The organism is Pigmentiphaga sp. CHJ604, assembly GCF_036972535.1.
In the GTDB taxonomy this organism is placed as follows: domain Bacteria; phylum Pseudomonadota; class Gammaproteobacteria; order Burkholderiales; family Burkholderiaceae_B; genus Pigmentiphaga; species Pigmentiphaga daeguensis.
Map to the genome: position 1 here is coordinate 2,256,077 of NZ_CP136998.1, position 20,201 is coordinate 2,276,277.

General features: G+C 67.6%; 20 protein-coding genes. 16 read left to right on the plus strand and 4 right to left on the minus strand.

The genetic code is table 11. The features are described from left to right. The 8 genes from nuoI to R4823_RS10925 all read left to right on the plus strand — a co-directional run bounded on the left by nuoI (nt 1) and on the right by R4823_RS10925 (nt 7,485). Complete coding sequence (gene nuoI, locus R4823_RS10890; RefSeq protein ID WP_132980009.1) at nt 1-489, plus strand: NADH-quinone oxidoreductase subunit NuoI; 489 nt, start codon at nt 1-3, stop codon at nt 487-489. Between the two features lie 14 nt (nt 490-503). Continuing rightward, nucleotides 504-1,151 (plus strand): NADH-quinone oxidoreductase subunit J, encoded by a 648-nt coding sequence (locus R4823_RS10895; protein WP_132980010.1) that lies wholly within the window; start codon nt 504-506, stop codon nt 1,149-1,151. Next, nucleotides 1,148-1,456 carry an NADH-quinone oxidoreductase subunit NuoK gene (nuoK, locus tag R4823_RS10900; protein ID WP_087779243.1) on the plus strand — a complete coding sequence of 103 codons (309 nt, stop codon included), beginning with the start codon at nt 1,148-1,150 and terminating at the stop codon, nt 1,454-1,456. The genes R4823_RS10895 and nuoK overlap by 4 nt, the downstream gene beginning before the upstream one ends. 27 nt (nt 1,457-1,483) lie before the next feature. Then, a complete protein-coding gene (nuoL, locus tag R4823_RS10905) occupies nt 1,484-3,520 on the plus strand; it encodes an NADH-quinone oxidoreductase subunit L (RefSeq protein ID WP_132980011.1) in 2,037 nt (678 codons plus the stop codon). An 11-nt stretch (nt 3,521-3,531) separates the two neighbouring features. Beyond that, complete coding sequence (locus tag R4823_RS10910) at nt 3,532-5,019, plus strand: NADH-quinone oxidoreductase subunit M (protein WP_165963206.1); 1,488 nt, start codon at nt 3,532-3,534, stop codon at nt 5,017-5,019. Between the two features lie 18 nt (nt 5,020-5,037). Then, entirely contained in the window at nt 5,038-6,519 is a 1,482-nt protein-coding gene (gene nuoN / locus R4823_RS10915) for an NADH-quinone oxidoreductase subunit NuoN (protein WP_132980013.1), read from the plus strand. A gap of 73 nt (nt 6,520-6,592) precedes the next feature. Then, a complete protein-coding gene (locus tag R4823_RS10920; RefSeq protein WP_338618626.1) occupies nt 6,593-6,913 on the plus strand; it encodes a DUF2818 family protein in 321 nt (106 codons plus the stop codon). Beyond that, nucleotides 6,910-7,485 carry an NUDIX hydrolase gene (locus R4823_RS10925; RefSeq protein ID WP_338618627.1) on the plus strand — a complete coding sequence of 192 codons (576 nt, stop codon included), beginning with the start codon at nt 6,910-6,912 and terminating at the stop codon, nt 7,483-7,485. Before R4823_RS10920 ends, R4823_RS10925 begins: the two co-directional genes overlap by 4 nt. On the opposite strand, the gene R4823_RS10930 is transcribed toward R4823_RS10925, so the two are convergent. Together R4823_RS10930 and R4823_RS10935 are read right to left on the minus strand one after the other, a co-directional pair. After that, nucleotides 7,475-8,464: a 2-dehydropantoate 2-reductase gene (locus R4823_RS10930; RefSeq protein WP_338618629.1), complete on the minus strand. Its 990-nt coding sequence runs from the start codon at nt 8,462-8,464 to the stop codon at nt 7,475-7,477. The genes R4823_RS10925 and R4823_RS10930 overlap by 11 nt on opposite strands. A 14-nt stretch (nt 8,465-8,478) precedes the next feature. After that, entirely contained in the window at nt 8,479-9,492 is a 1,014-nt protein-coding gene (locus tag R4823_RS10935) for a tripartite tricarboxylate transporter substrate binding protein (protein WP_338618631.1), read from the minus strand. Between the two features lie 121 nt (nt 9,493-9,613). Between R4823_RS10935 and R4823_RS10940 the strand changes: the two genes are divergently transcribed. Further along, a complete protein-coding gene (locus R4823_RS10940; RefSeq protein ID WP_338618633.1) occupies nt 9,614-10,258 on the plus strand; it encodes a peroxiredoxin-like family protein in 645 nt (214 codons plus the stop codon). A gap of 77 nt (nt 10,259-10,335) precedes the next feature. Here the strand turns inward: R4823_RS10940 and R4823_RS10945 are convergent, their stop codons facing one another. Further along, the gene (locus tag R4823_RS10945; RefSeq protein WP_338618636.1) at nt 10,336-12,513 is read right to left on the minus strand and encodes a malate synthase G; all 2,178 of its coding nucleotides are present in this window, start codon (nt 12,511-12,513) and stop codon (nt 10,336-10,338) included. 250 nt (nt 12,514-12,763) lie between these two features. Between R4823_RS10945 and R4823_RS10950 the strand changes: the two genes are divergently transcribed. The 4 genes from R4823_RS10950 to R4823_RS10965 are packed head-to-tail and all read left to right on the plus strand — an operon-like array spanning nt 12,764 to nt 16,223. Then, nucleotides 12,764-13,378: a biliverdin-producing heme oxygenase gene (locus R4823_RS10950; protein ID WP_338618637.1), complete on the plus strand. Its 615-nt coding sequence runs from the start codon at nt 12,764-12,766 to the stop codon at nt 13,376-13,378. Between the two features lie 13 nt (nt 13,379-13,391). Next, nucleotides 13,392-14,285: an ABC transporter substrate-binding protein gene (locus R4823_RS10955; protein ID WP_338618638.1), complete on the plus strand. Its 894-nt coding sequence runs from the start codon at nt 13,392-13,394 to the stop codon at nt 14,283-14,285. A gap of 13 nt (nt 14,286-14,298) precedes the next feature. Next, nucleotides 14,299-15,405 carry an iron ABC transporter permease gene (locus R4823_RS10960; RefSeq protein WP_087839427.1) on the plus strand — a complete coding sequence of 369 codons (1,107 nt, stop codon included), beginning with the start codon at nt 14,299-14,301 and terminating at the stop codon, nt 15,403-15,405. Then, complete coding sequence (locus R4823_RS10965; protein WP_338618641.1) at nt 15,402-16,223, plus strand: heme ABC transporter ATP-binding protein; 822 nt, start codon at nt 15,402-15,404, stop codon at nt 16,221-16,223. The genes R4823_RS10960 and R4823_RS10965 overlap by 4 nt, the downstream gene beginning before the upstream one ends. 11 nt (nt 16,224-16,234) lie before the next feature. Here the strand turns inward: R4823_RS10965 and R4823_RS10970 are convergent, their stop codons facing one another. Continuing rightward, complete coding sequence (locus R4823_RS10970) at nt 16,235-17,863, minus strand: electron transfer flavoprotein-ubiquinone oxidoreductase (RefSeq protein WP_087839546.1); 1,629 nt, start codon at nt 17,861-17,863, stop codon at nt 16,235-16,237. Between the two features lie 159 nt (nt 17,864-18,022). Here R4823_RS10970 and R4823_RS10975 point away from each other — a divergent pair, with 159 nt between their 5' ends. The 3 genes from R4823_RS10975 to R4823_RS10985 are packed head-to-tail and all read left to right on the plus strand — an operon-like array spanning nt 18,023 to nt 20,082. Beyond that, entirely contained in the window at nt 18,023-18,715 is a 693-nt protein-coding gene (locus R4823_RS10975) for a CoA transferase subunit A (RefSeq protein ID WP_124689058.1), read from the plus strand. Nucleotides 18,716-18,761: 46 nt separating this feature from the next. Beyond that, nucleotides 18,762-19,424: a 3-oxoacid CoA-transferase subunit B gene (locus R4823_RS10980; protein WP_087839429.1), complete on the plus strand. Its 663-nt coding sequence runs from the start codon at nt 18,762-18,764 to the stop codon at nt 19,422-19,424. After that, a complete protein-coding gene (locus R4823_RS10985) occupies nt 19,408-20,082 on the plus strand; it encodes a hypothetical protein (RefSeq protein WP_132980019.1) in 675 nt (224 codons plus the stop codon). Before R4823_RS10980 ends, R4823_RS10985 begins: the two co-directional genes overlap by 17 nt. Nucleotides 20,083-20,201: the final 119 nt, after the last annotated feature.

Sequence of the window (20,201 nt, forward strand, 5' to 3'; positions counted from 1 at the left end):
ATGCAAGCGATCAAGGAATTCTTCGGCAGCCTGATGCTGACCGAACTCCTCAAGGGATTGCGCCTGACGGGGCGGTACATGTTCGCCCGCAAGATCACGGTGCAGTATCCCGAGGAAAAGACCCCGATGTCCCCGCGCTTCCGGGGCCTGCATGCCTTGCGCCGCTACCCCAACGGGGAAGAGCGCTGCATCGCCTGCAAGCTGTGCGAGGCGGTCTGTCCGGCGGTGGCGATCACGATCGAATCCGAGGTGCGCGACGACGGCACGCGCCGTACCAACCGCTACGACATCGACCTGACCAAGTGCATCTTCTGCGGCTTCTGCGAGGAAAGCTGCCCGGTGGATTCCATCGTCGAGACGCACATCCACGAATATCACGGCGAACAGCGGGGCGACCTGTATTTCACCAAGGAAATGCTGCTGGCGGTCGGCGACCGCTATGAAGCCGAGATCGCGCAGAACCGTGCGCAGGACGCGAAATACCGGTAAACGAAACCCACACCATGACCGCCATACTGTTCTATATATTCGCCGCGATCCTCGTCGTGGCCGCCTGCCGGGTCATCGTCGCGCGCAGCCCCGTCACCGCCGTCATGCACCTGGTGCTGTCGTTCTTCACCGCCTCCATGATCTGGATGCTGCTGAAGGCGGAGTTCCTCGCCATCCTGCTGGTGCTCGTGTACGTGGGCGCGGTGATGGTGCTGTTCCTGTTCGTCGTGATGATGCTGGACATCGACAGCGCCAAGCTGCGCCAGGGCTTCAAGACCTACCTGCCGCTGGGCATCGTGGTGGGCGCCATCATGGTCGGGGAAATGGCCTTCGTGCTGGCCAATGCCTATTGGGACCCCAGCGTGCCGCAGGCGCCGGCCGACTTCAACAACACGCGCGCCATCGGCGTGGCGATGTACACCGAGTACATCTACGCCGTCGAGATCGCCGCCGTGATCCTGCTGGTGGGCATGGTCGCCGCCATCGCGCTCACGCTGCGCCGCCGCTCCGACGTCAAGGTGACCCGGCCGTCCGAGCAGATCCGCGTGCGTCGCCAGGACCGCGTCCGCCTGGTATCGATTCCGTCGCAAACCGAAAATTCCCGGGAAGGCGAGGGCGCCCAGGCGCCTGCCGCCACCGAACCCAAGGGAAGCCAACCATGACCCTGACCCTAGGCCACTTCCTCGTGCTGGGCGCGATCCTGTTCGCGATCAGCATCGTCGGCATCTTCCTCAACCGCAAGAACATCATCGTGCTGCTGATGGCGATCGAACTGATGCTGCTGGCGGTGAACATGAATTTCGTCGCTTTCTCCAGCTGGATGGGCGATTTGAGCGGGCAGGTGTTCGTGTTCTTCATCCTGACCGTGGCGGCCGCCGAGTCCGCCATCGGCCTGGCGATCCTGGTTGTATTGTTCCGCAACCTGAACACGATCAATGTTGATGAACTTGACCGGCTGAAGGGCTGACGGTCCGGGCTACGAGAAAATCAAGACATGTCGGTACCTAAGCTCTATCTCCTCATCGCTTTCGCCCCGCTGGTCGGGTCCGCCATCGCCGGGCTGTTCGGCACCGGCTTCCTCGGACGCTGGGTCGGCCGCGCCGGCGCGCACTGGGTCACGATCCTGGGCGTGCTGGTCTCGGCCATCGGCTCGGCCTTCGTGCTGCAGGACGTCCTGGCGGGCAACACCTTCAACGGCACGCTCTACACCTGGAGCGCGATCGGCGGCATCAAGCTGGAAATCGGCTTCATGATCGACACGCTGTCGGCCATGATGATGGTGGTGGTCACCTCGGTGTCGCTGATGGTGCACATCTACACCATCGGCTACATGAAGGACGATCCCGGCTACCAGCGCTTCTTCGCCTACATCTCGCTGTTCACCTTCTCGATGCTGATGCTGGTCATGTCCAACAACATGCTCCAGCTCTTCTTCGGCTGGGAAGCCGTGGGCCTGGTGTCCTACCTGCTGATCGGCTTCTGGTACACCCGTCCCACCGCGATCTTCGCCAACATGAAGGCCTTCCTGGTCAACCGGGTAGGGGACTTCGGCTTCGTGCTGGGCATCGGCCTGTTGTTCGCGTACGCCGGCTCGATGAACTACACCGAAGTGTTCTCGCAGTCCGACAAACTGGCCGGCTTGACCTTCCCGGGCACCGACTGGATGCTGCTGAGCGTGGCCTGCATCGCGCTGTTCGTGGGCGCCATGGGCAAGTCGGCGCAGTTCCCGCTGCACGTCTGGCTGCCCGATTCGATGGAAGGCCCGACCCCGATCTCCGCGCTGATCCACGCTGCCACCATGGTGACGGCGGGCATCTTCATGGTGGCGCGTTTCTCGCCGCTGTTCGAGCTGTCGCCCACCGCGCTGTCGTTCATCATCATCATCGGCGCGATCACCGCGCTGTTCATGGGCTTCCTGGGCATCATCCAGAACGACATCAAGCGCGTGGTGGCCTATTCCACGCTGTCGCAGCTGGGCTACATGACCGTCGCGCTGGGCGCCTCGGCCTACTCGGTGGCGATCTTCCACCTGATGACCCACGCCTTCTTCAAGGCGCTGCTGTTCCTGGCGGCGGGCTCGGTCATCATCGGCATGCACCACGACCAGGACATCCGCAACATGGGCGGCCTGCGCAAGTACATGCCCATCACCTGGATCACCTTCCTGCTGGGTTCGCTGGCGCTGATCGGCACGCCGTTCTTCGCCGGTTTCTACTCGAAGGAAAACATCATCGAGGCGGCCAAGCTGTCCCACGTCTGGGGGTCGGGCTTCGCCTACTTCGCGGTGCTGGCCGGCGTGTTCGTGACGGCGTTCTACTCCTTCCGCCTGTACTTCCTGGTCTTCCACGGCAAGGAGCGCTTCGACACCTCGGGCGCGCACGGGCATGGACACGACGACCACGCGCACGATGGCCATGACGACCACGGCCACGACGACCACCATCACGGCGGCGTGCCGCACGAGTCGCCCGCCGTGGTGACGGTGCCGCTGGTGCTGCTGGCCATCCCGTCGGTGGTGATCGGGGCGATCGCGATCGGCCCCATGCTGTTCGGCGACTTCTTCAAGGGCGTGATCTTCAATTCGCCCGATCGCCCCGTCATGGAGCACCTGGCCGAGGACTTCCACGGCTGGGTGGCCTACGGGCTGCATGCGTTCAGTACCGTGCCGTTCTGGCTGATGCTGGCCGGCGTGGTCCTGGCGTGGTTCTTCTACATGGTCAAGCCGGCCATTCCCGCCGCCATCAAGGCTCGCGCAGGCTGGTTGTACAACCTGCTCGACAACAAGTACTACATGGACAAGATCAACGAAGCCGTGTTCGCGCGCGGTGCCCGCGCGCTGGGCGGCGGCTTCTGGAAGGTGGGCGACAAGTCCCTGATCGACGGCCTCCTGGTCAACGGCAGCGCCCGTCTGGTGGGCTGGTTCGCCGGGGTGGTCCGCCACCTGCAATCGGGCTACATCTATCACTACGCCTTCGCCATGATCATCGGCATCATGGCCCTGGTGACCTTCTTCGTCCTGCTGAACAATTGATGGCAAGCGATATGGCTCAAACTTCTTTTCCGTGGCTCTCGCTTGCGATCTTCACCCCGATCGTCTTCGGCATCCTGGTGCTGGCGGTGGGCCGAGACAGCAACCCCACCGTCGCCCGCGTGCTGGCGCTGATCGGCGCGATCGCCGGCTTCCTGGTCACCCTGCCGCTTTACACCGGCTTCGACGCCTCGACGGCGCAGATGCAGTTCGTCGAGAAGGCCGCCTGGATCGCCGAGTACGGCGTGTCCTATTACCTGGGCGTGGACGGCATCTCGCTGTGGTTCGTCCTGCTGACGGCCTTCATCACCATCATCGTGGTGCTGGCCGGGTGGGAAGTCATCACCAGCCGCGTCGCCCAGTACATGGGCGCCTTTCTGATCCTGTCGGGCCTGATGATAGGCGTGTTCGCGGCACTGGACGGCCTCCTGTTCTACGTGTTCTTCGAGGCCACGCTGATCCCGATGTACATCATCATCGGCGTGTGGGGCGGCCCCAACCGGGTCTACGCGGCGTTCAAGTTCTTCCTGTACACGCTGCTGGGTTCGCTGCTGACGCTGGTCGCGTTCATCTACCTGTGGCATTCGGCCGGCGGCACGTTCGACATCCTGGCCTGGCACAAGCTGCCGTTGGGCCAGACCGAGCAGATCCTGATCTTCCTGGCCTTCCTGATGGCTTTCGCGGTGAAGGTGCCGATGTGGCCGGTCCACACCTGGCTGCCCGACGCCCACGTCGAGGCGCCCACGGGCGGCTCGGTGGTGCTGGCCGCCATCATGCTGAAGCTGGGCGCCTACGGCTTCCTGCGGCTGTCGCTGCCCATCGTGCCCGACGCCGCGCATAGCCTGTCGGGCCTGATGATCGCGCTGTCGCTGATCGCCGTCATCTACATCGGCCTGGTGGCGCTGGTTCAGGACGACATGAAGAAGCTGGTCGCGTATTCGTCCGTGGCGCACATGGGCTTCGTAACCCTGGGCTTCTTCATCTTCAACACCGCCGGCGTCGAGGGCGCCATCGTGCAGATGGTCTCGCACGGCTTCGTGTCGGGCGCGATGTTCCTGTGCATAGGCGTGCTGTACGACCGCGTGCACTCGCGCCGCATCGCCGACTACGGCGGCGTGGTCAACACCATGCCGAAGTTCGCCACGTTCTTCGTGCTGTTCTCGATGGCCAACAGCGGCCTGCCGGCCACCAGCGGCTTCGTGGGCGAATTCTTCGTCATCATGGGCTCGGTCGAGTACAACTTCTGGATCGGCCTGCTGGCCGCCACGGCCCTGATCCTGGGCGCCGCGTACTCGCTGTGGATGGTCAAGCGCGTCGTGTTCGGCGACATCACCCACCAGCACGTGCGCGAGCTGGCCGACGTCAACGCCCGCGAGTTCTTCATCCTGGGCGTGATGGCCATCGCCGTGCTGTACATGGGCGTCCATCCCGCGCCCTTCACCGACGTGATGCACGTCTCGGTCGACGCGCTGCTCAAGCATGTCGCCATTTCGAAACTGTAAGACGCCGGACGTTACGCAATGGAATTCGCCAATCTGAACCTGTCTCTCGTCGCGCCGGAGATCACGCTGCTGGTGCTGACGTCCGCCATCCTGCTGATCGACCTGTTCGTCAAGGATGAAGGCCGCGCGGTGACGCACATCCTGTCCCTGGCCGCCCTGGTGGCGCTGACCTGGATGAGCCTGTCGGACCTGGCCTCGGGCGTGCAGGGCACGGCCTTCGACGGCATGTACGTGGCGGACAGCCTGGGCCACGTGCTCAAGGTGTTCTCGTATATCGCGGTGGGCGTGACGCTGATCTACGGCAAGGCTTACGCCAAGGACCGCGGCATGCTGCGCGGCGGCGAGCTGTACGTGCTGTCGCTGCTGGCGCTGCTGGGCCAGATGGTCATGATCTCGGCCGGCAACATGCTGACGATCTACCTCGGCCTGGAGCTGATGTCGCTGTCGTTCTACGCGCTGGTCGCGCTGCGCCGCGAGCACACCGTGTCCACCGAGGCCGCCATGAAGTACTTCGTGCTGGGCGCGCTGGCCTCGGGCCTGCTGCTGTACGGCATGTCCATGATCTACGGCGCCACCGGCACGCTGAACCTGGCCGGCATCGCCCGCGCCACCTCCGGCGCGACCGACAACCACATGATCCTGGTCTTCGGCCTGGTGTTCCTGGTCGCGGGCCTGGCGTTCAAGCTCGGCGTCGTGCCGTTCCACATGTGGGTGCCCGATGTCTACCAGGGCGCGCCCACGGCCGTGACGCTGCTGCTGGGCGGCGCGCCCAAGCTGGCCGCGTTCGCCATCGTGCTGCGCCTGCTGGTCGACGGCCTGTTCGGCCTGGCGGCCGACTGGCAGCCCATGCTGGCGATCATGGCCGTGCTGTCGCTGGCCATCGGCAATCTCGCCGCCATCATGCAGTCCAACATCAAGCGCATGCTGGCCTATTCGACCATCTCGCACATGGGTTTCGTGCTGCTGGGCCTGATGTCCGGCGTGATCGAGGGCAGCGCCTTCAACGCCCAGAACGCCTATACGTCGGCCATGTTCTACGTGGTCGTCTATGTGCTGACCACGCTCAGCTCGTTCGGCGTGCTGATGCTGCTGTCGCGCTCGGGCTTCGAGTGCGAGAACGTCGACGACCTGAAGGGCCTGAACCGCCGCAACCCGTGGTTCGCCGGCGTGATGCTGGTGCAGATGTTCTCGCTCACCGGCATTCCGCCCACGGTCGGCTTCTACGCCAAGCTGGCGGTGTTGCAGTCGCTGATCCAGACCAACCACGTCGTGCTGGCCGTGGTGGCCGTGCTGTTCTCGCTGATCGGCGCCTTCTACTACCTGCGGGTGGTGAAGGTCGTGTACTTCGACGATCCGGTCGACCAGGCCCCGCTGCAGGGTTCGGCCGGTTTCCGCACCGTGCTGTCGGTCAACGGCGTGCTGCTGTTGGTCCTGGGCGTGTTCCCCGCGCCGCTGGTCGCCCTGTGCGCCCAGGCCATCTCCAGCTCGCTCGCGCTCTGAGCTTCTTTTCCGGCGGCGGCGCGATTGCGCCGCCGCCGTTCCCGACCGGGTTTGTCGTGACAGGAACCCCGCCTTGAAACAGACCCTCGCCATCTACGTCCTGATCCTGCTGGCCCTGGTGACCGCCAACCTGCCGTTCCTGACGGAACGCGTGTTCGGCGCGGTGGCCTTCCGCCGGGACGGCGCGCCCGCCCGCAAGCCGTTCTGGCTGAGGCTGGTCGAAGTGCTGGTGCTGTACCTGGTGGTCGGCGGCGTCGGCCTGGGATTCGAGGCCAGCCTGGGCAACGTGTTTCCCCAGGGATGGCAGTTCTATGCCATCACCCTGACGCTGTATCTCGTGCTGGCCTATCCCGGCTTCGTGTACCGCTATCTTTTCAAACGGACCGCCCGATGAGCGACGATCGAGCACTGGAAGAACTGGCGCGCAGTTCGGAGCGGCTGCGCGAGGAGCCCCTCACCAGCGAGGCGGTGTTCCGCGGCAAGCTGCTGGACGTGCGCCGGGACACCGTCCGGCTGCCGGGAGGGGCCACGGCCACGCGCGAGTACATCATGCATCCGGGCGCCTCCATGATCGTGCCCATGCTGCCGGATGGGCAGGTGGTGCTGGTGCGGCAGTACCGCTATCCCATGCACCGGGCCTTCATCGAATTCCCCGCGGGCAAGATCGACCCCGGCGAGGCCCCGCTCGCGACCGCGCAACGGGAGCTGCTGGAGGAAACGGGCTATCGGGCCAACAAGTGGACCGAGCTCACCACCATCCATAACGCCATCGCCTATGCCAACGAGCGCATCGTGCTGTTCCTGGCCGAGGGCCTGGAGCGGGGCGAGCAGCGCCTGGACGAGCACGAGTTCCTGGAAGTGTTCAAGGCCCCGCTGGAGGACCTGATGGCCTGGATCCGCCAGGGGGAAGTCACCGATGTCAAGACGGTGATCGGCGCGTTCTTCGTATCCTCTTCTACGCGCTGACGTCCGGATAGAGGCCGTGCGCCCGGCCGTACAGGCGGGCCAGGCCGAACAGGGCGTCGATGTTGGGCGTGGGTACGCCCACTTTCCGGCCAAGCTCGCGCACCACGGCCACGATGGCGTCCAGCTCCAGCGGACGCCCCGCCTCCGCATCCTGCAGCATGGAACTCTTGAAGGCGCCGAGCTTGCGCGTGACGGCGTGGCGGTCCTCGGCGCTCTGGTCGATGGCGCAGCCCAGTTCGCGGCCGATGCGGGCCGCCTCGTCCATGGCGTCGGAACAGAACCGGCGTACCAGCGGGTCGTCCAGGATGCGGTCGACCGTGGCGCCGGTGATGGCCGAGACCGGATTCATGGTCATGTTGCCCCACAGCTTGTACCAGATGTCCTGGCGGATGGCCCGCGAGGCGGTGGCGTCGAAGCCCGCCTGCGCAAGCAGCGCGACGATGCGCTCGACCCGTTTCGAGGACGAGCCGTCCGGTTCGCCGATGATCAGCCCGCCGCCCATGTGATGCTGGACGACGCCCGGCTCCGGCGTCGAGGTGCTGGCGTGGACCACGCACCCGATCACGCGCGCCAGGGGAATGCCGCGCGCGATCCGGCCATCGGGGTCGATGGTCGACAGGCGGGCCCGTTCCGGCGGCAGGAGGCCTTGCGCGAACCACCAGGGCACGCCGTTCATGGCCGGCAGCACGGCGGTGTCCGGGCCCAGCAGCGGCGCGAGGCCGTCCGCCACGGCGGCCAGGGCGGGGCCCTTGACCGCGACGACGACCAGGCCCTGCGGACCGAGGGTCTCGGTGCGGTCGCTGGCCGTGGCCGGGACCTGGACGAGTCCGCCTTCCTGCCGCAGCCGCCAGCCGTGCGATTGCAGCGCCTCGAGCGTGGCGCCGCGGGCCAGGGCGCTGACCGAGCAGGCGCCGGTGGCCGCCAGGCGGGCGCCGATGAAGCCGCCGATGGCGCCGGCGCCCACGATGCAGACCTTCATGCTCGTTCCCCGGGTCATTCCAGCGTGACGTTGGCCTTCTGGATCAGCCCCTGGTAGGTCTTGGACTTGGCCGAGACCTGGCGGTGGATTTCGTCGGGCGACCAACTGATGGTCTGGAAGGCGAAGGTATCCAGGCGCTTCTTGATCTCGGGGTCGGCCACGACCTTGGCGACGTCGGCGTTGATCTTGTCGCGGATGGTCGCCGGCAGGCCCTTGGGCGCCAGCAGCACGACGAAGGAATTGACGTCCAGGCTGGCGGGGCCACCGCTTTCGGCCACCGTGGGCACGTCGGGCATCTGCGGGATGCGCTTGGGGGCCGCGACGGCGATGTAGCGCAGCTTGCCGGCCTGGTAGGGGCCCTGGCTGGAGGCAATGGTGGCCATGCTCCAGTTCACTTCCTGGGTGCTGACGGCCGCGTACAGTTGCCCGACTTCCTTGTAGGGCACGTGCTGCATACTGACGTTCGCTTCGTTTTCCAGGGCGATGCCGCCCAGGTGGCCGGGGCTGCCTATGCCCCAGGATCCATAGGTGACCTGGCCGGGCTTGGCCTTGGCGGCCGCGACGAGGTCGGAGACCGATTTCCAGGGCGATTGGGCCGAGACGGAAACCAGGAAGGGCGTGATGAACAGCGTGGCGACCGGGTCGAAGACCTTGTCGGGATCGTACTGGCGGCTTTTGTACAGATGGGGCAGGGCGGCGAGCTGTTCGCTGTCGAGCTGCAGCAGCGAGTAGCCGTCGGGCGCCGAGCGCTTGAAGGAATCGATGGCGATGAAGCCCGCGCCGCCCGGCCGGTTCTCGACCACGACGCGCTGGCCCCAGGCCTTGCCCAGGCGGTCGGCCACCAGGCGCAGCACGGTGTCGGGGCCGCTGCCTACCGAGAAGGAGGTGACCAGGGTGACCGGTTTGGAGGGGTAGGCGTCGGCGGCGTGGGCCATGGGCTGGAGCGCGACGCCGGCGAGCGTTGCGGCGGCCGCACATTGTGCGAGGAAGGCGCGGCGCGCGCAGGGGGCGCGGAGGCGGTGGGGCATGGTGGGGTCTCCTCATGGGTTTCTTGTTGCCCGCTAAGAATAGTGCCCGTCCCGCAGCGCGTCAAAACAGCGTGGGCACGGCACTTGCCGCGCGCCATCCTGGCTTGATAGGAGGTGCATCATGACGGTGAAGCTCGAAGCGGGGCAGGTGCTGCCCGACTATGTCCTGCCCGACCATACGAAGACGGCCCGCGCGCTGTCGGCGCTGCAGGGGGACGACCCCATGCTGCTGGTGCTGATCCGCGGGTTCTTCTGCGCCAAGGACCGCGAGCAGTTGAAGGCCTTGACCCGGTTCCATCCGCAACTGGTGGTGGGCAACTGCCGGTTGGTGGTGGTGACCACGGACGACTGGCACACGACCAACAATCTGCGCCAGCAACTGGGGGCGCACTATCCCTTTCTGTACGACGAGCAGAAGCGGGTGCGGGATGAGCTGGACATCCTGGAGTACACGGACACGCAGCATGAACCGATGATTCCGCATACCTTGCTGCTGGCGCCCGGACTGGAGATACGCAAGGTCTGGAACGGCTATTACTACTGGGGCCGCCCGTCGGTGGCCGAGCTGCATGGCGAGTTGCGGGCGCTGACGCGGGAGATACGGCCGGATTGGGACTTGCGGGACCCGCAGGTGCGGGAGCGGTGGAAGCGGGGCGAGAAGAAGGCTTTCTATCCCTACGGGGTGAAGTCCATGGAGCAGGTGCTTAGGGAGATGGCGGGGGCCGTGGACCAGTATGCGGGGGATGCCTCCAGGAAGGGGGCTTGAGGCGGGCGCATCCGGCTCCGGGCGGCTGCCCCCGCGCGGGCCGGACATGAGCCGCGCGGGGTGGGCATGATGAGCGGCTAGCGGGCCTGCGCCTTCTTCTTCGCGCGGTAGGCGTGCAGCAGCGGTTCGGTGTAGCCGTTGGGCTGGCTGCGGCCTTCGAAGACCAGGGCGGAGGCGGCCTGGAAGGCCAGGGAGGTTTCCTCGTTGCCGGACATGGGTTCGTACAGCGGATCGCCGGCGTTCTGCTGGTCGACCACCTTGGCCATGCGCTTGAGCACGTCGCGGACCTGGGCTTCGTTGGTGATGCCGTGGCGCAGCCAGTTGGCGATGTGCTGGCTGGAGATGCGCAGGGTGGCGCGGTCTTCCATCAGGCCGACGTTGTGAATGTCGGGCACCTTGGAGCAGCCCACGCCCTGGTCGATCCAGCGGACCACGTAGCCCAGGATGCCTTGCGCGTTGTTCTCGAGTTCCTGCTGGATGTCGGCGGGCGACCAGGCGGCGGGGTCGCCGACGGGGACGGTCAGGAGGCCTTGCAGGAGTTCCTGGCTGACCGTTCCGAGCCGGGTCTTTTCCAGTTCCTGCTGGACGGCCTGCACGTCCACCTGGTGGTAGTGCATGGCGTGCAGGGTGGCGGCAGTGGGCGAAGGGACCCAGGCGGTGTTGGCGCCCGCCTTGGGATGGGCGATCTTCTGTTCCAGCATGGCGGCCATCAGGTCCGGCATGGCCCACATGCCCTTGCCGATCTGGGCGCGGCCGCGCAGGCCGGCGTCCAGGCCGATCAGCACATTGCTGCGCTCGTAGGCGGCGATCCAGGCCGAGGCCTTCATGTCGCCCTTGCGCAGCATGGGACCGGCTTCCATGGCGGTGTGGATTTCGTCGCCGGTGCGGTCCAGGAAGCCGGTGTTGATGAAGGCCACGCGGGGGCTGGCGGCCGCGATGCAGGCCTTGAGGTTGACGCTGGTGCGGCGTTCCTCGTCCATGATGCCCATCTTCATCGCGTGGCGCGGCAGGCCCAGCAGGTCTTCGACGCGGTCGAACAGTTCGCTGGCGAAGGCGACTTCGGTGGGGCCGTGCATCTTGGGCTTGACCACGTAGAACGAGCCCTTGCGCGAGTTGCGGCGGATCTTCAGGTCGGGCAGCGAGGCCAGCGTGGCCACGACGGCGTCCAGGATGCCTTCCGGGATCTCGTTGCCGTCCTTGTCGAGCACGGCGGGGTTGGTCATCAGGTGGCCGACGTGGCGCACGAACATCAGCGAGCGCCCGTGCAGGGTCAGCGTCGAGCCATCGGCGGCGGTGTATTGGCGGTCGGGGTTCAGGCGGCGGGTGAAGGTCTTGCCGTTCTTGGTGACTTCCTCGGTCAGGTCGCCCCTGTTCAGGCCCAGCCAGTTGCGGTAGATCTTGACCTTGTCCTCGGTGTCGACCGCGGCGACGGAGTCTTCGCAGTCCATGATGGTGGTGATGGCCGCTTCCAGCACGACGTCCTTGACGCCGGCGGCGTCGGTGGCGCCGATCTGGCTGCTGCGGTCGACCTGGATCTCGAAGTGCAGGCCGTTGTTCTTGAGCAGGACGGCCGAGGGGGCCTGGGCCTGGCCCTGGTGGCCGATGAATTGTTCCGGCCGGCGCAGGCCGGTCTCGCCCTGCTTGAGCGCGACCACGAGCCTGCCGTCGCGCACCGAGTAGCCGGTGGCCTCGGCATGCGAGCCCTGGGCCAGCGGCGCGGCCTGGTCGAGGAAGGCGCGGGCGCGGGCGATAACGGCCTGGCCGCGCGCCGGGTTGTAGCCGGAGCCGCGTTCGGCGCCGCCGGTCTCGGGCAGGGCGTCGGTGCCGTAGAGGGCATCGTACAGGCTGCCCCAGCGCGCGTTGGCCGCGTTCAGGGCATAGCGCTGGTTGGAGACCGGCACCACGAGTTGCGGGCCGGCCTGTTCGGCGATCTCGGTATCGACGTTGTCGGTGGTGACGCGCACTTGGTCGGGCTGGGGCTGCAGGTAGCCGATGCGTTCCAGGAAGGCGCGATAGGCAGCCTGGTCGGTGACGGGGCCGGGGTGGGCGCGGTGCCAGTTGTCGATCTCGGCCTGCAGGCGGTCGCGCTCGGCCAGCAGCGCGCGGTTCCGGGGCGCGAGATCGTGCACGATCTGCGAGAAGCCTTGCCAGAAGCGATCGCCGTCGAGGCCCGTGCCGGGCAGGGCTTCCTGTTCGATGAAGCGATCGAGTTCGTTCGCCACTTGCAGGCCGTGGCGATGGGTGCGTTCCGTCATGGAGATTCTCCTGGCTATGCCTGATGGTGCTGGCGGCCCCGCGGGCCGCGCCAATGGATGTATCGATGATAAACGTAGGAGCCGGGCGCAGGGCCCCGAATACCGTGCGCCGGAGTCACAATTGCTTTGCGTGGGAAGAGGGAATGCGGGGAAGGGGACGCGCGGGACGAGACAGACGCCGGCCGAGCAGGCATAATTCGATGTAATTGAGATCGATTCTCCTTTGCATTTCCGTCCGAGGTATCCATCCATGTCGCTCCAAAGCGCCTCTCCGTCGTCGCTGGCCCTTCGCCTGAAAACCGAAACCGCTCCCTTGCACGAGAAACTCGACAAGCTCGTGATGTCGCTCAAGCCATTCGACAACCGGGAGAACTACGGCCGCTTCGTCGCCGCCCAGTATCTTTTCCAGCGCGACATCGAGCCGCTGTACGACGACCGCGCCTACGCGGCGCTGATCCCGGACCTGGCGACGCGGCCGCGGCTCGCGGCGGCCCAGGCCGATCTGCGGGACCTGGGCCAGGCCGTGCCCGAGGCCGCCGAGGCGCCGCAAGGCCAGGGCATGGCATTGCCCGAGGGCCTGGGCTGGCTGTACGTGTCCGAGGGCTCCAAGCTGGGCGCGGCCTTCCTGCTCAAGGAGGCGGGCCAGCGGCTGGGGCTGGACGAGAACTTCGGCGCCCGCAACCTCGCGGCGCCGGCCGACGGACGCGGGGCGGCGTGGAAGCGCTTCGTCCAGGCGCTGGACGGCAGCGGCCTGTCCGCGGGCGAGCAGGACCGGGTGGTGGCCGGGGCCGGCGCGGCCTTCGAGCGCTTCGCGGTGCTGCTGGCGCGCAGCTATGATCTGAAGGGCGAGCCGTCGCTCGCGTGAGGGAATGATGTCGATGTCCACAATGACGCAGCGCCGCCGGTCTTTGCTGGCGGCGCTGCCGGCCGGTTTCCTGCTGGGAGCCCTGGCTCCGGCGCGCGCCGCCCAGCCGCGGGCCCAGGGGCCGCGCGTGGTGTCGGTGGGAGCCGGCGTGACCGAGATCGTCTACGCGCTGGGCGGCCAACCCCAATTGTTGGCGGTCGATACCAGCAGCCTCTATCCGCCCCAGGCCCTGGCGCTGCCCAAGGTCGGCTACCAGCGCACGCTGTCGGCCGAGGGCGTGTTGTCACTGGGGCCGCAGGTGCTGCTGGCCGGGCAGGAAGCGGGGCCGCCTGCCGTGCTCAGGCAGATCGAGTCGGCGGGGGTCAGGGTGGTGCACGTCGACGGCGACTACACCTTCGAAGGCGTGCTGGGACGCATCGGTACCGTGGCGGCCGCGCTGGGCCGGCAGGCCGAGGGCAAGGCGCTGGCCGACAGGCTGGCGCTGCGCTGGCAGGCATTGCAGGCGCGCATCGCGGCCGCCCCGCTGCGCGGGCCGGGCGGCCGGCCGCTGCGCGTGGCGTGCCTGATGCGGCATGGCGCCAATACCATGGCGGCCGGCCGGGACACGGGCGCCGACGCGATGCTCAGGCTGGTGGGCGCGGTCAACGTGTTCGGCGGCGACTTCGCCAACTACAAGCCGCTGTCGGCCGAGTCGCTGGCCGGCGCGGCGCCCGATGCCATCGTCGGCACCTTCGACGGCACCCAGGAGCCGGATGCCCGGGCGCGGCTGCTGGCCACGCCGGGCCTGGCGATGACGCCCGCCGGCAGGAACCAGCGCGCGGTCCTGATCGATATCGTGCTGCTGCTGGGATTCGGTCCGCGCCTGCCGCAGGCGGTCGAGGACCTGTATGGCGCGCTGCGCGCATGAGGGCGGTGCGGCAATGACTGTTTCCCGCGTGGAGACCGCCGCGCCGCCGTCGGGCTGGGCCCGCGCGCGTGCGGGCCGCATGCCGGCCGCCTGGCTGTTCCCGGTCCTGGCCGCGCTGCTGGTGGCGCTGGTGGTGGTGGCCGCCGGCCGCGGCGCCTATCCCATCTCGGCGTCCAACGTGCTGGCCATCCTGCTGCACAAGGCGGGCCTGGCCCAGGGCGGGTTCGAGCCCCAGCAGATGGGCGTGCTGTGGACCATACGCCTGCCGCGCGTGATGCTGGGCGTGGCGGTGGGCGCGCTGCTGGGCATGGCGGGGGCGACGCTGCAAGGCCTGTTCCGCAATCCGCTGGCCGACCCGGGCCTGATCGGGGTATCCAGCGGCGCGGCGCTGGCGGTCGCGCTGGCCATCGTGTTCGGCAACCTGTGGTGGCCCGCGCTGGCCCAGGCGATGGGACTGGCGCTGTTGCCGGTCGCCGCCTTCGCCGGGGGCGTGCTGACCACCTTGCTGGTCTACCGGATCGGCCGCACGTCGCTGGGCGTATCCGTGGCCGCCATGCTGCTGGCGGGGATCGCCATGAACGCCATCGCCATGGCGCTCATCGGGCTGGCCAGCTACATGGCGACCGACGAGCAACTGCGCAACCTGACCTTCTGGAACCTGGGCAGCCTGGCGCCCGCCACCTGGCCCATCGTGGGCGTGGTGTCGCTGGTCGGCGCCGTGGCGCTGGCGGGCATGTGGCGGCTGCGCCTCGGACTCAACGCGATGGCGCTGGGCGAGGCCGAGGCCCGCCACCTGGGCGTGGCCGTGGAAAGCCTGAAGGCGCTGGCGGTGGTGTTCAGCGCGCTGGCGGTGGGCATGGCGGTGGCCTTCTGCGGCATCATCGGCTTCCTGGGCCTGGTCGCGCCCCACTGCATACGCCTGATGGCGGGCCCGGACGCGCGCGTCGTGCTGCCCGGCGCCGCGCTGCTGGGCGCCGCGTTGACGGTGGCCGCCGACCTGGTCGCCCGCCTGATCATCGCGCCGGCCGAACTGCCCATCGGCGTGCTGACCGCGCTGATCGGGGCGCCGTTCTTCCTGTTCCTGCTGCTGCGGGCCAAGGGCAGGATGTTCGAAGGATGACGAACATGCTGGAAGTGCGTTCATTGACGGTCGCGCGTCGCCAGGCCAGCCAGCCGCATCCGCGCGTGGTGCTCGACGGCATCGATTGCGCCGTGGGCGAAGGCGAGATCGTGATGCTGATCGGCCCGAACGGGGCAGGGAAGTCCACGCTGCTGTCGACCATGGCGGGCGACCTGGGGCCGGCAGCGGGCGAGGTGTTGTTCAAGGGACGGCCGCTGCGGCAGTGGGCGGCCGGCGAGCTGGCCCGGCAGCGGGCGGTGCTGCCCCAGCGGGCCGGGCTGAGCCTGCCGTTTACGGTCGACGAGGTCGTGCACCTGGGATGCCTGGCGCGCACCGAGCCGCGCAGGCGGCTCGAAGGCATCGTCCGCGCGGCGCTGGAGGCGGCCGGGGTGACGCACCTGGCCCAGCGGCCCATGCCGGCGCTGTCGGGCGGAGAGCAGGCGCGCGTGCACCTGGCCCGGGTCCTGGCGCAGATCTGGCCCGGCGAAACCGGCTCGGGCACCGGAAGGCTATTGCTGCTGGACGAGCCGTGCGCCAGCCTGGATCCGCATCACCAGCACTCGGTGTGCACGGCGATCCGCGATTTCGCGCATCGCACCGGCGCGGCGGTGATCGTGACCATGCACGACATGAACCTGGCGGCGCAGTATGCCGACCGCATCGTGGCGCTGTGGGAAGGGCGGGTGCTGGCCGACGGCGAGCCGCGCGCGGTGCTGACACGCGACTTCGTGCGCCGGTGCTTCGCCGTCGACGCGGCGCACTGGCTGGCGGACGAGGACTTCCTGGTGGCGACCCGGCCGCTGCACGGCCCGGCCTGAGGCCGCCGCCATCACATCTCGTTGTAGACCGGCCCTTCGCCCCCCTGCGGCGTCACCCACACGATGTTCTGCGTGGGGTCCTTGATGTCGCAGGTCTTGCAGTGGACGCAGTTCTGGGCGTTGATCTGCAGGCGTTCGATGCCGGCGTCGTCCTTCACGAATTCGTAGACGCCGGCCGGGCAGTAGCGGCTTTCCGGGCCGGCATAGCGCGCGAGGTTGACGTCGACCGGAACCGAGGGGTCCTTGAGCGTCAGGTGGATGGGCTCGTTTTCCTCATGGTTGGTGTTCGAGATGAACACCGAACCCAGCCGGTCGAAGGTCAGCTTGCCATCGGGCTTGGGATATTCGATGCGCGGGCATTCCGCGGCGGGCTTCAGGTAGACGTGGTCGGGCTTGTCGCGATGCAGCGTCCAGGGGAAGTTGCCGCGCAGCAGCCACTGTTCGATGCCGGTCATCAGCGTGCCGACCGTGCGGCCCTTCTTGAACCACTGCTTGAAGTTGCGCGACTTGTTCAGTTCCTCGTGCAGCCAGGAGGCCTCGAAGGCGGCCGGATAGCTGGCCAGTTCGTCGTGGCTGCGGCCCGCCTCGATGGCCTCGAACGCGGCCTCGGCCGCCAGCATGCCGCTCTTGATGGCCGCGTGGCTGCCCTTGATGCGCGAGGCGTTCAGGAAACCGGCCTCGCAGCCGACCAGCGCGCCGCCCGGGAAGGCCAGGCGGGGCAGGGACAGCAGGCCGCCGGCGGTGATGGAGCGCGCGCCGTAGGCGATGCGCTTGCCGCCTTCCAGGAAGCCGCGGATGGCGGGATGGGTCTTGAAGCGCTGGAACTCCTCGAAGGGCGACAGCCACGGGTTGCTGTAGTCCAGGCCCACGATCAGGCCGATGGCGACCTTGTTGTCCTCGAGGTGGTACAGGAACGAGCCGCCGTAGGTATCGGCGTCCAGCGGCCAGCCGGCGGTATGGATGACCAGCCCGGGCTGGTGCCTGGCGGGGTCGATCTCCCAGAGTTCCTTGATGCCGATGCCGTAGCTTTGCGGGTCCTTGCCGGCATCGAGCTTGAGCTTCTCGTTCAGCTGGCGGCCCAGGTGGCCGCGCGAGCCTTCGGCGAAGACCGTGTAGCGGGCATGCAGCTCCATGCCCGGCTGGTACTGGTCGGTGGGCTGGCCGTCCCGACCCACGCCCATGTCGCCCGTGGCCACGCCCTTGACCGAGCCGTCCTCGTTGTAGAGGATCTCGGCGGCGGCAAAGCCGGGGAAGAGGTCCACGCCCAGGGCCTCGGCCTGCTCGCCCAGCCAGCGGGCCACCTTGCCCAGGCTGACCACGTAGTTGCCTTCGTTGTGGAAACAGGCAGGCAGCAGCCAGCCCGGCGTGGCGCGGGCGCCGGTCTCGGACAGGAACAGGAAGCGGTCTTCGCTGACCGGGGTGTTCAGCGGCGCGCCCTTGGCCTTCCAGTCGGGGATCAGCTCGGTCAGCGCGCGCGGGTCCATGACGGCCCCGGACAGGATGTGGGCGCCGATCTCGCTGCCTTTCTCCAGTATGCAGACTCCGATTTCGCGGCCTTTCTCGGCAGCAAGCTGCTTGAGGCGGATCGCGGTGGCCAGGCCGGCCGGCCCGCCCCCGACGATGACCACGTCGTATTCCATCGACTCGCGTTCGTTGCCTTGCATGTACAGGGTTCCTCCGGGTGGGGTGGGGGTGCGGAACCGGCGGTGTCGCCGCTAAGCTAAGATAGTTGGAAGTATCATCCCCGATTGTATTTCAAGCGATCACGGCCGTTGGCCACCACGTTAGCGAGGAAGACGATGAACAAGGTCTATGCCAGCGCCCGGGAGGCGCTAGCGGACATCGTGCGGGACGGGCAGACCCTGGCGGTCGGCGGTTTCGGCCTGTGCGGCATACCCGAAGCCCTGATCGCGGCGCTGCGCGACACCGGTGTCAAGAACCTGACCTGCATCAGCAACAACGCGGGCATCGATGGCGCCGGACTCGGCCTGCTGCTGGAAACGCGGCAGATCCGCAAGATGATTTCCTCGTACGTCGGCGAAAACAAGGAGTTCGAGCGCCAGTACCTGGCGGGCGAGCTGGAAGTGGAGTTCACGCCGCAGGGCACGCTGGCCGAGAAGCTGCGCGCCGGCGGCGCCGGCATCCCGGCCTTCTTCACCGCCACGGGCGTGGGCACCCAGGTGGCCGAAGGCAAGGAAATCCGCGAGTTCGACGGCAAGAAATACGTCATGGAACGCTCGCTGGTGCCCGACGTGGCGCTGGTCAAGGCCCTGGTGGCCGACAAGAGCGGCAACCTGATCTTCAACAAGACCGCCCGCAACTTCAACCCCAACGCCGCGATGGCCGGCAAGGTCACGGTGGCCGAGGTCGAGCGCATCGTCGAGAACGGCGAGCTGGATCCGGACCACATCCACCTGCCCGGTATCTATGTGCACCGCCTGGTCCTGAACGCGACCCCGGAAAAGCGCATAGAACAACGGACGGTAAGGTAGCCGGATCCACGGCGCTCTGGGTCGACGGATATCAAGGAGAGATGACATGGCATGGACTCGCGATGAGATGGCCGCGCGGGCGGCGCGTGAGTTGCAGGATGGTTTCTACGTGAACCTGGGCATCGGGCTGCCGACGCTGGTGGCCAATCACGTGCCCGAGGGGCTGGAGGTCTGGCTGCAGTCCGAGAACGGGCTGCTGGGCATCGGGCCGTTTCCCACCGAGGACGAGGTCGATCCCGACCTGATCAACGCCGGCAAGCAGACGGTGACCACATTGCCGGGTTCGTCCATCTTCTCGTCGTCGGACTCGTTCGGCATGATCCGCGGCGGCAAGATCAACCTGGCCATCCTGGGGGCGATGCAGGTGTCCGAGCAGGGCGACCTGGCCAACTGGATGATCCCGGGCAAGATGATCAAGGGCATGGGCGGCGCCATGGACCTCGTGGCCGGCGTCGGGCGGGTGGTGATCCTGATGGAGCACGTGGCCCGCAAGAAGGACGGCACGGTGGATCTGAAGATCCTGCCGGCGTGCACGCTGCCGCTGACCGGCGTGGGCGTGGTGGACCGCATCATCACCGACCTGGCGGTGCTGGACGTCACGCCGCAGGGGCTCAGGCTGGTCGAACTGGCGCCCGGCGTCACGGTGCAGGAAGTGGTCGAGAAGACCGCGGCCAAGCTGGATACCTCCGCCGTTGCCGCGTCGGTCTGAGTGGGGCGGGACGGCCCGGCGGGCCGTCCTGAGCGTGGTGTTGTCGGCCCTGGCCGCTTCCGCGCACGCCGAGGCCGGCGGGCCTTACATCCCGGCGGCGCTGGCCATTCCCGCCGTCGCCTCGCGGCCCGAGGCCTTCGTTCCGGACGGATTCACGCTCGAGCGCGAAGTGCAAGGGGACCTCGGCCTGGACGGGCAGGGCGTCGCGCAGGTCTACCGCAACGCCGAAGGGCGGCGGGCGCTGCTGATCGGGGCTAGAAGCCCCCAGGGTTTCCAGGCCACGGGCTGGGGCTTCGTCCTGCCGTGCGCCACCTGCGGCGTGGACCTGCCCGCCGACCGCAACCTGGAGCTGGCCATACGCCAGCAGCGCGTCGTCGTCACGGACCGCAGCGTCTCCAAGGCGGAAGAGATATCCACCTCGGCCGAACTGACCCTGTCCTACGACCGCGCCGCGCGCCGCTGGTGGCTGCAATCGCTGCGCCAACTGACCCTGTTCGCCCGCACCGGCCGCGCCGAAGAGTCGCGCGTGGACTACGAAACCGGCACCACCCGCGACGCCGTCGGCCGCTACGACGGCCAGGTCTTCTTCGCCGAAACCTCCCAGACCGGCACCCTCGAAGGCGACCGCCCCGCCCTGGATACGCTCGTGTTGTATTAGGGGTAGACCCAGGGCGCCGCGGATCCGGCTCCGCCGGTCCGCCAGCGCCGCCCCCTGGGGGGCGCGCGTAAGCGCGTAGGGGGGGCTCTATGTCTTTTTGTCGCCAAAGGTTACCCGTG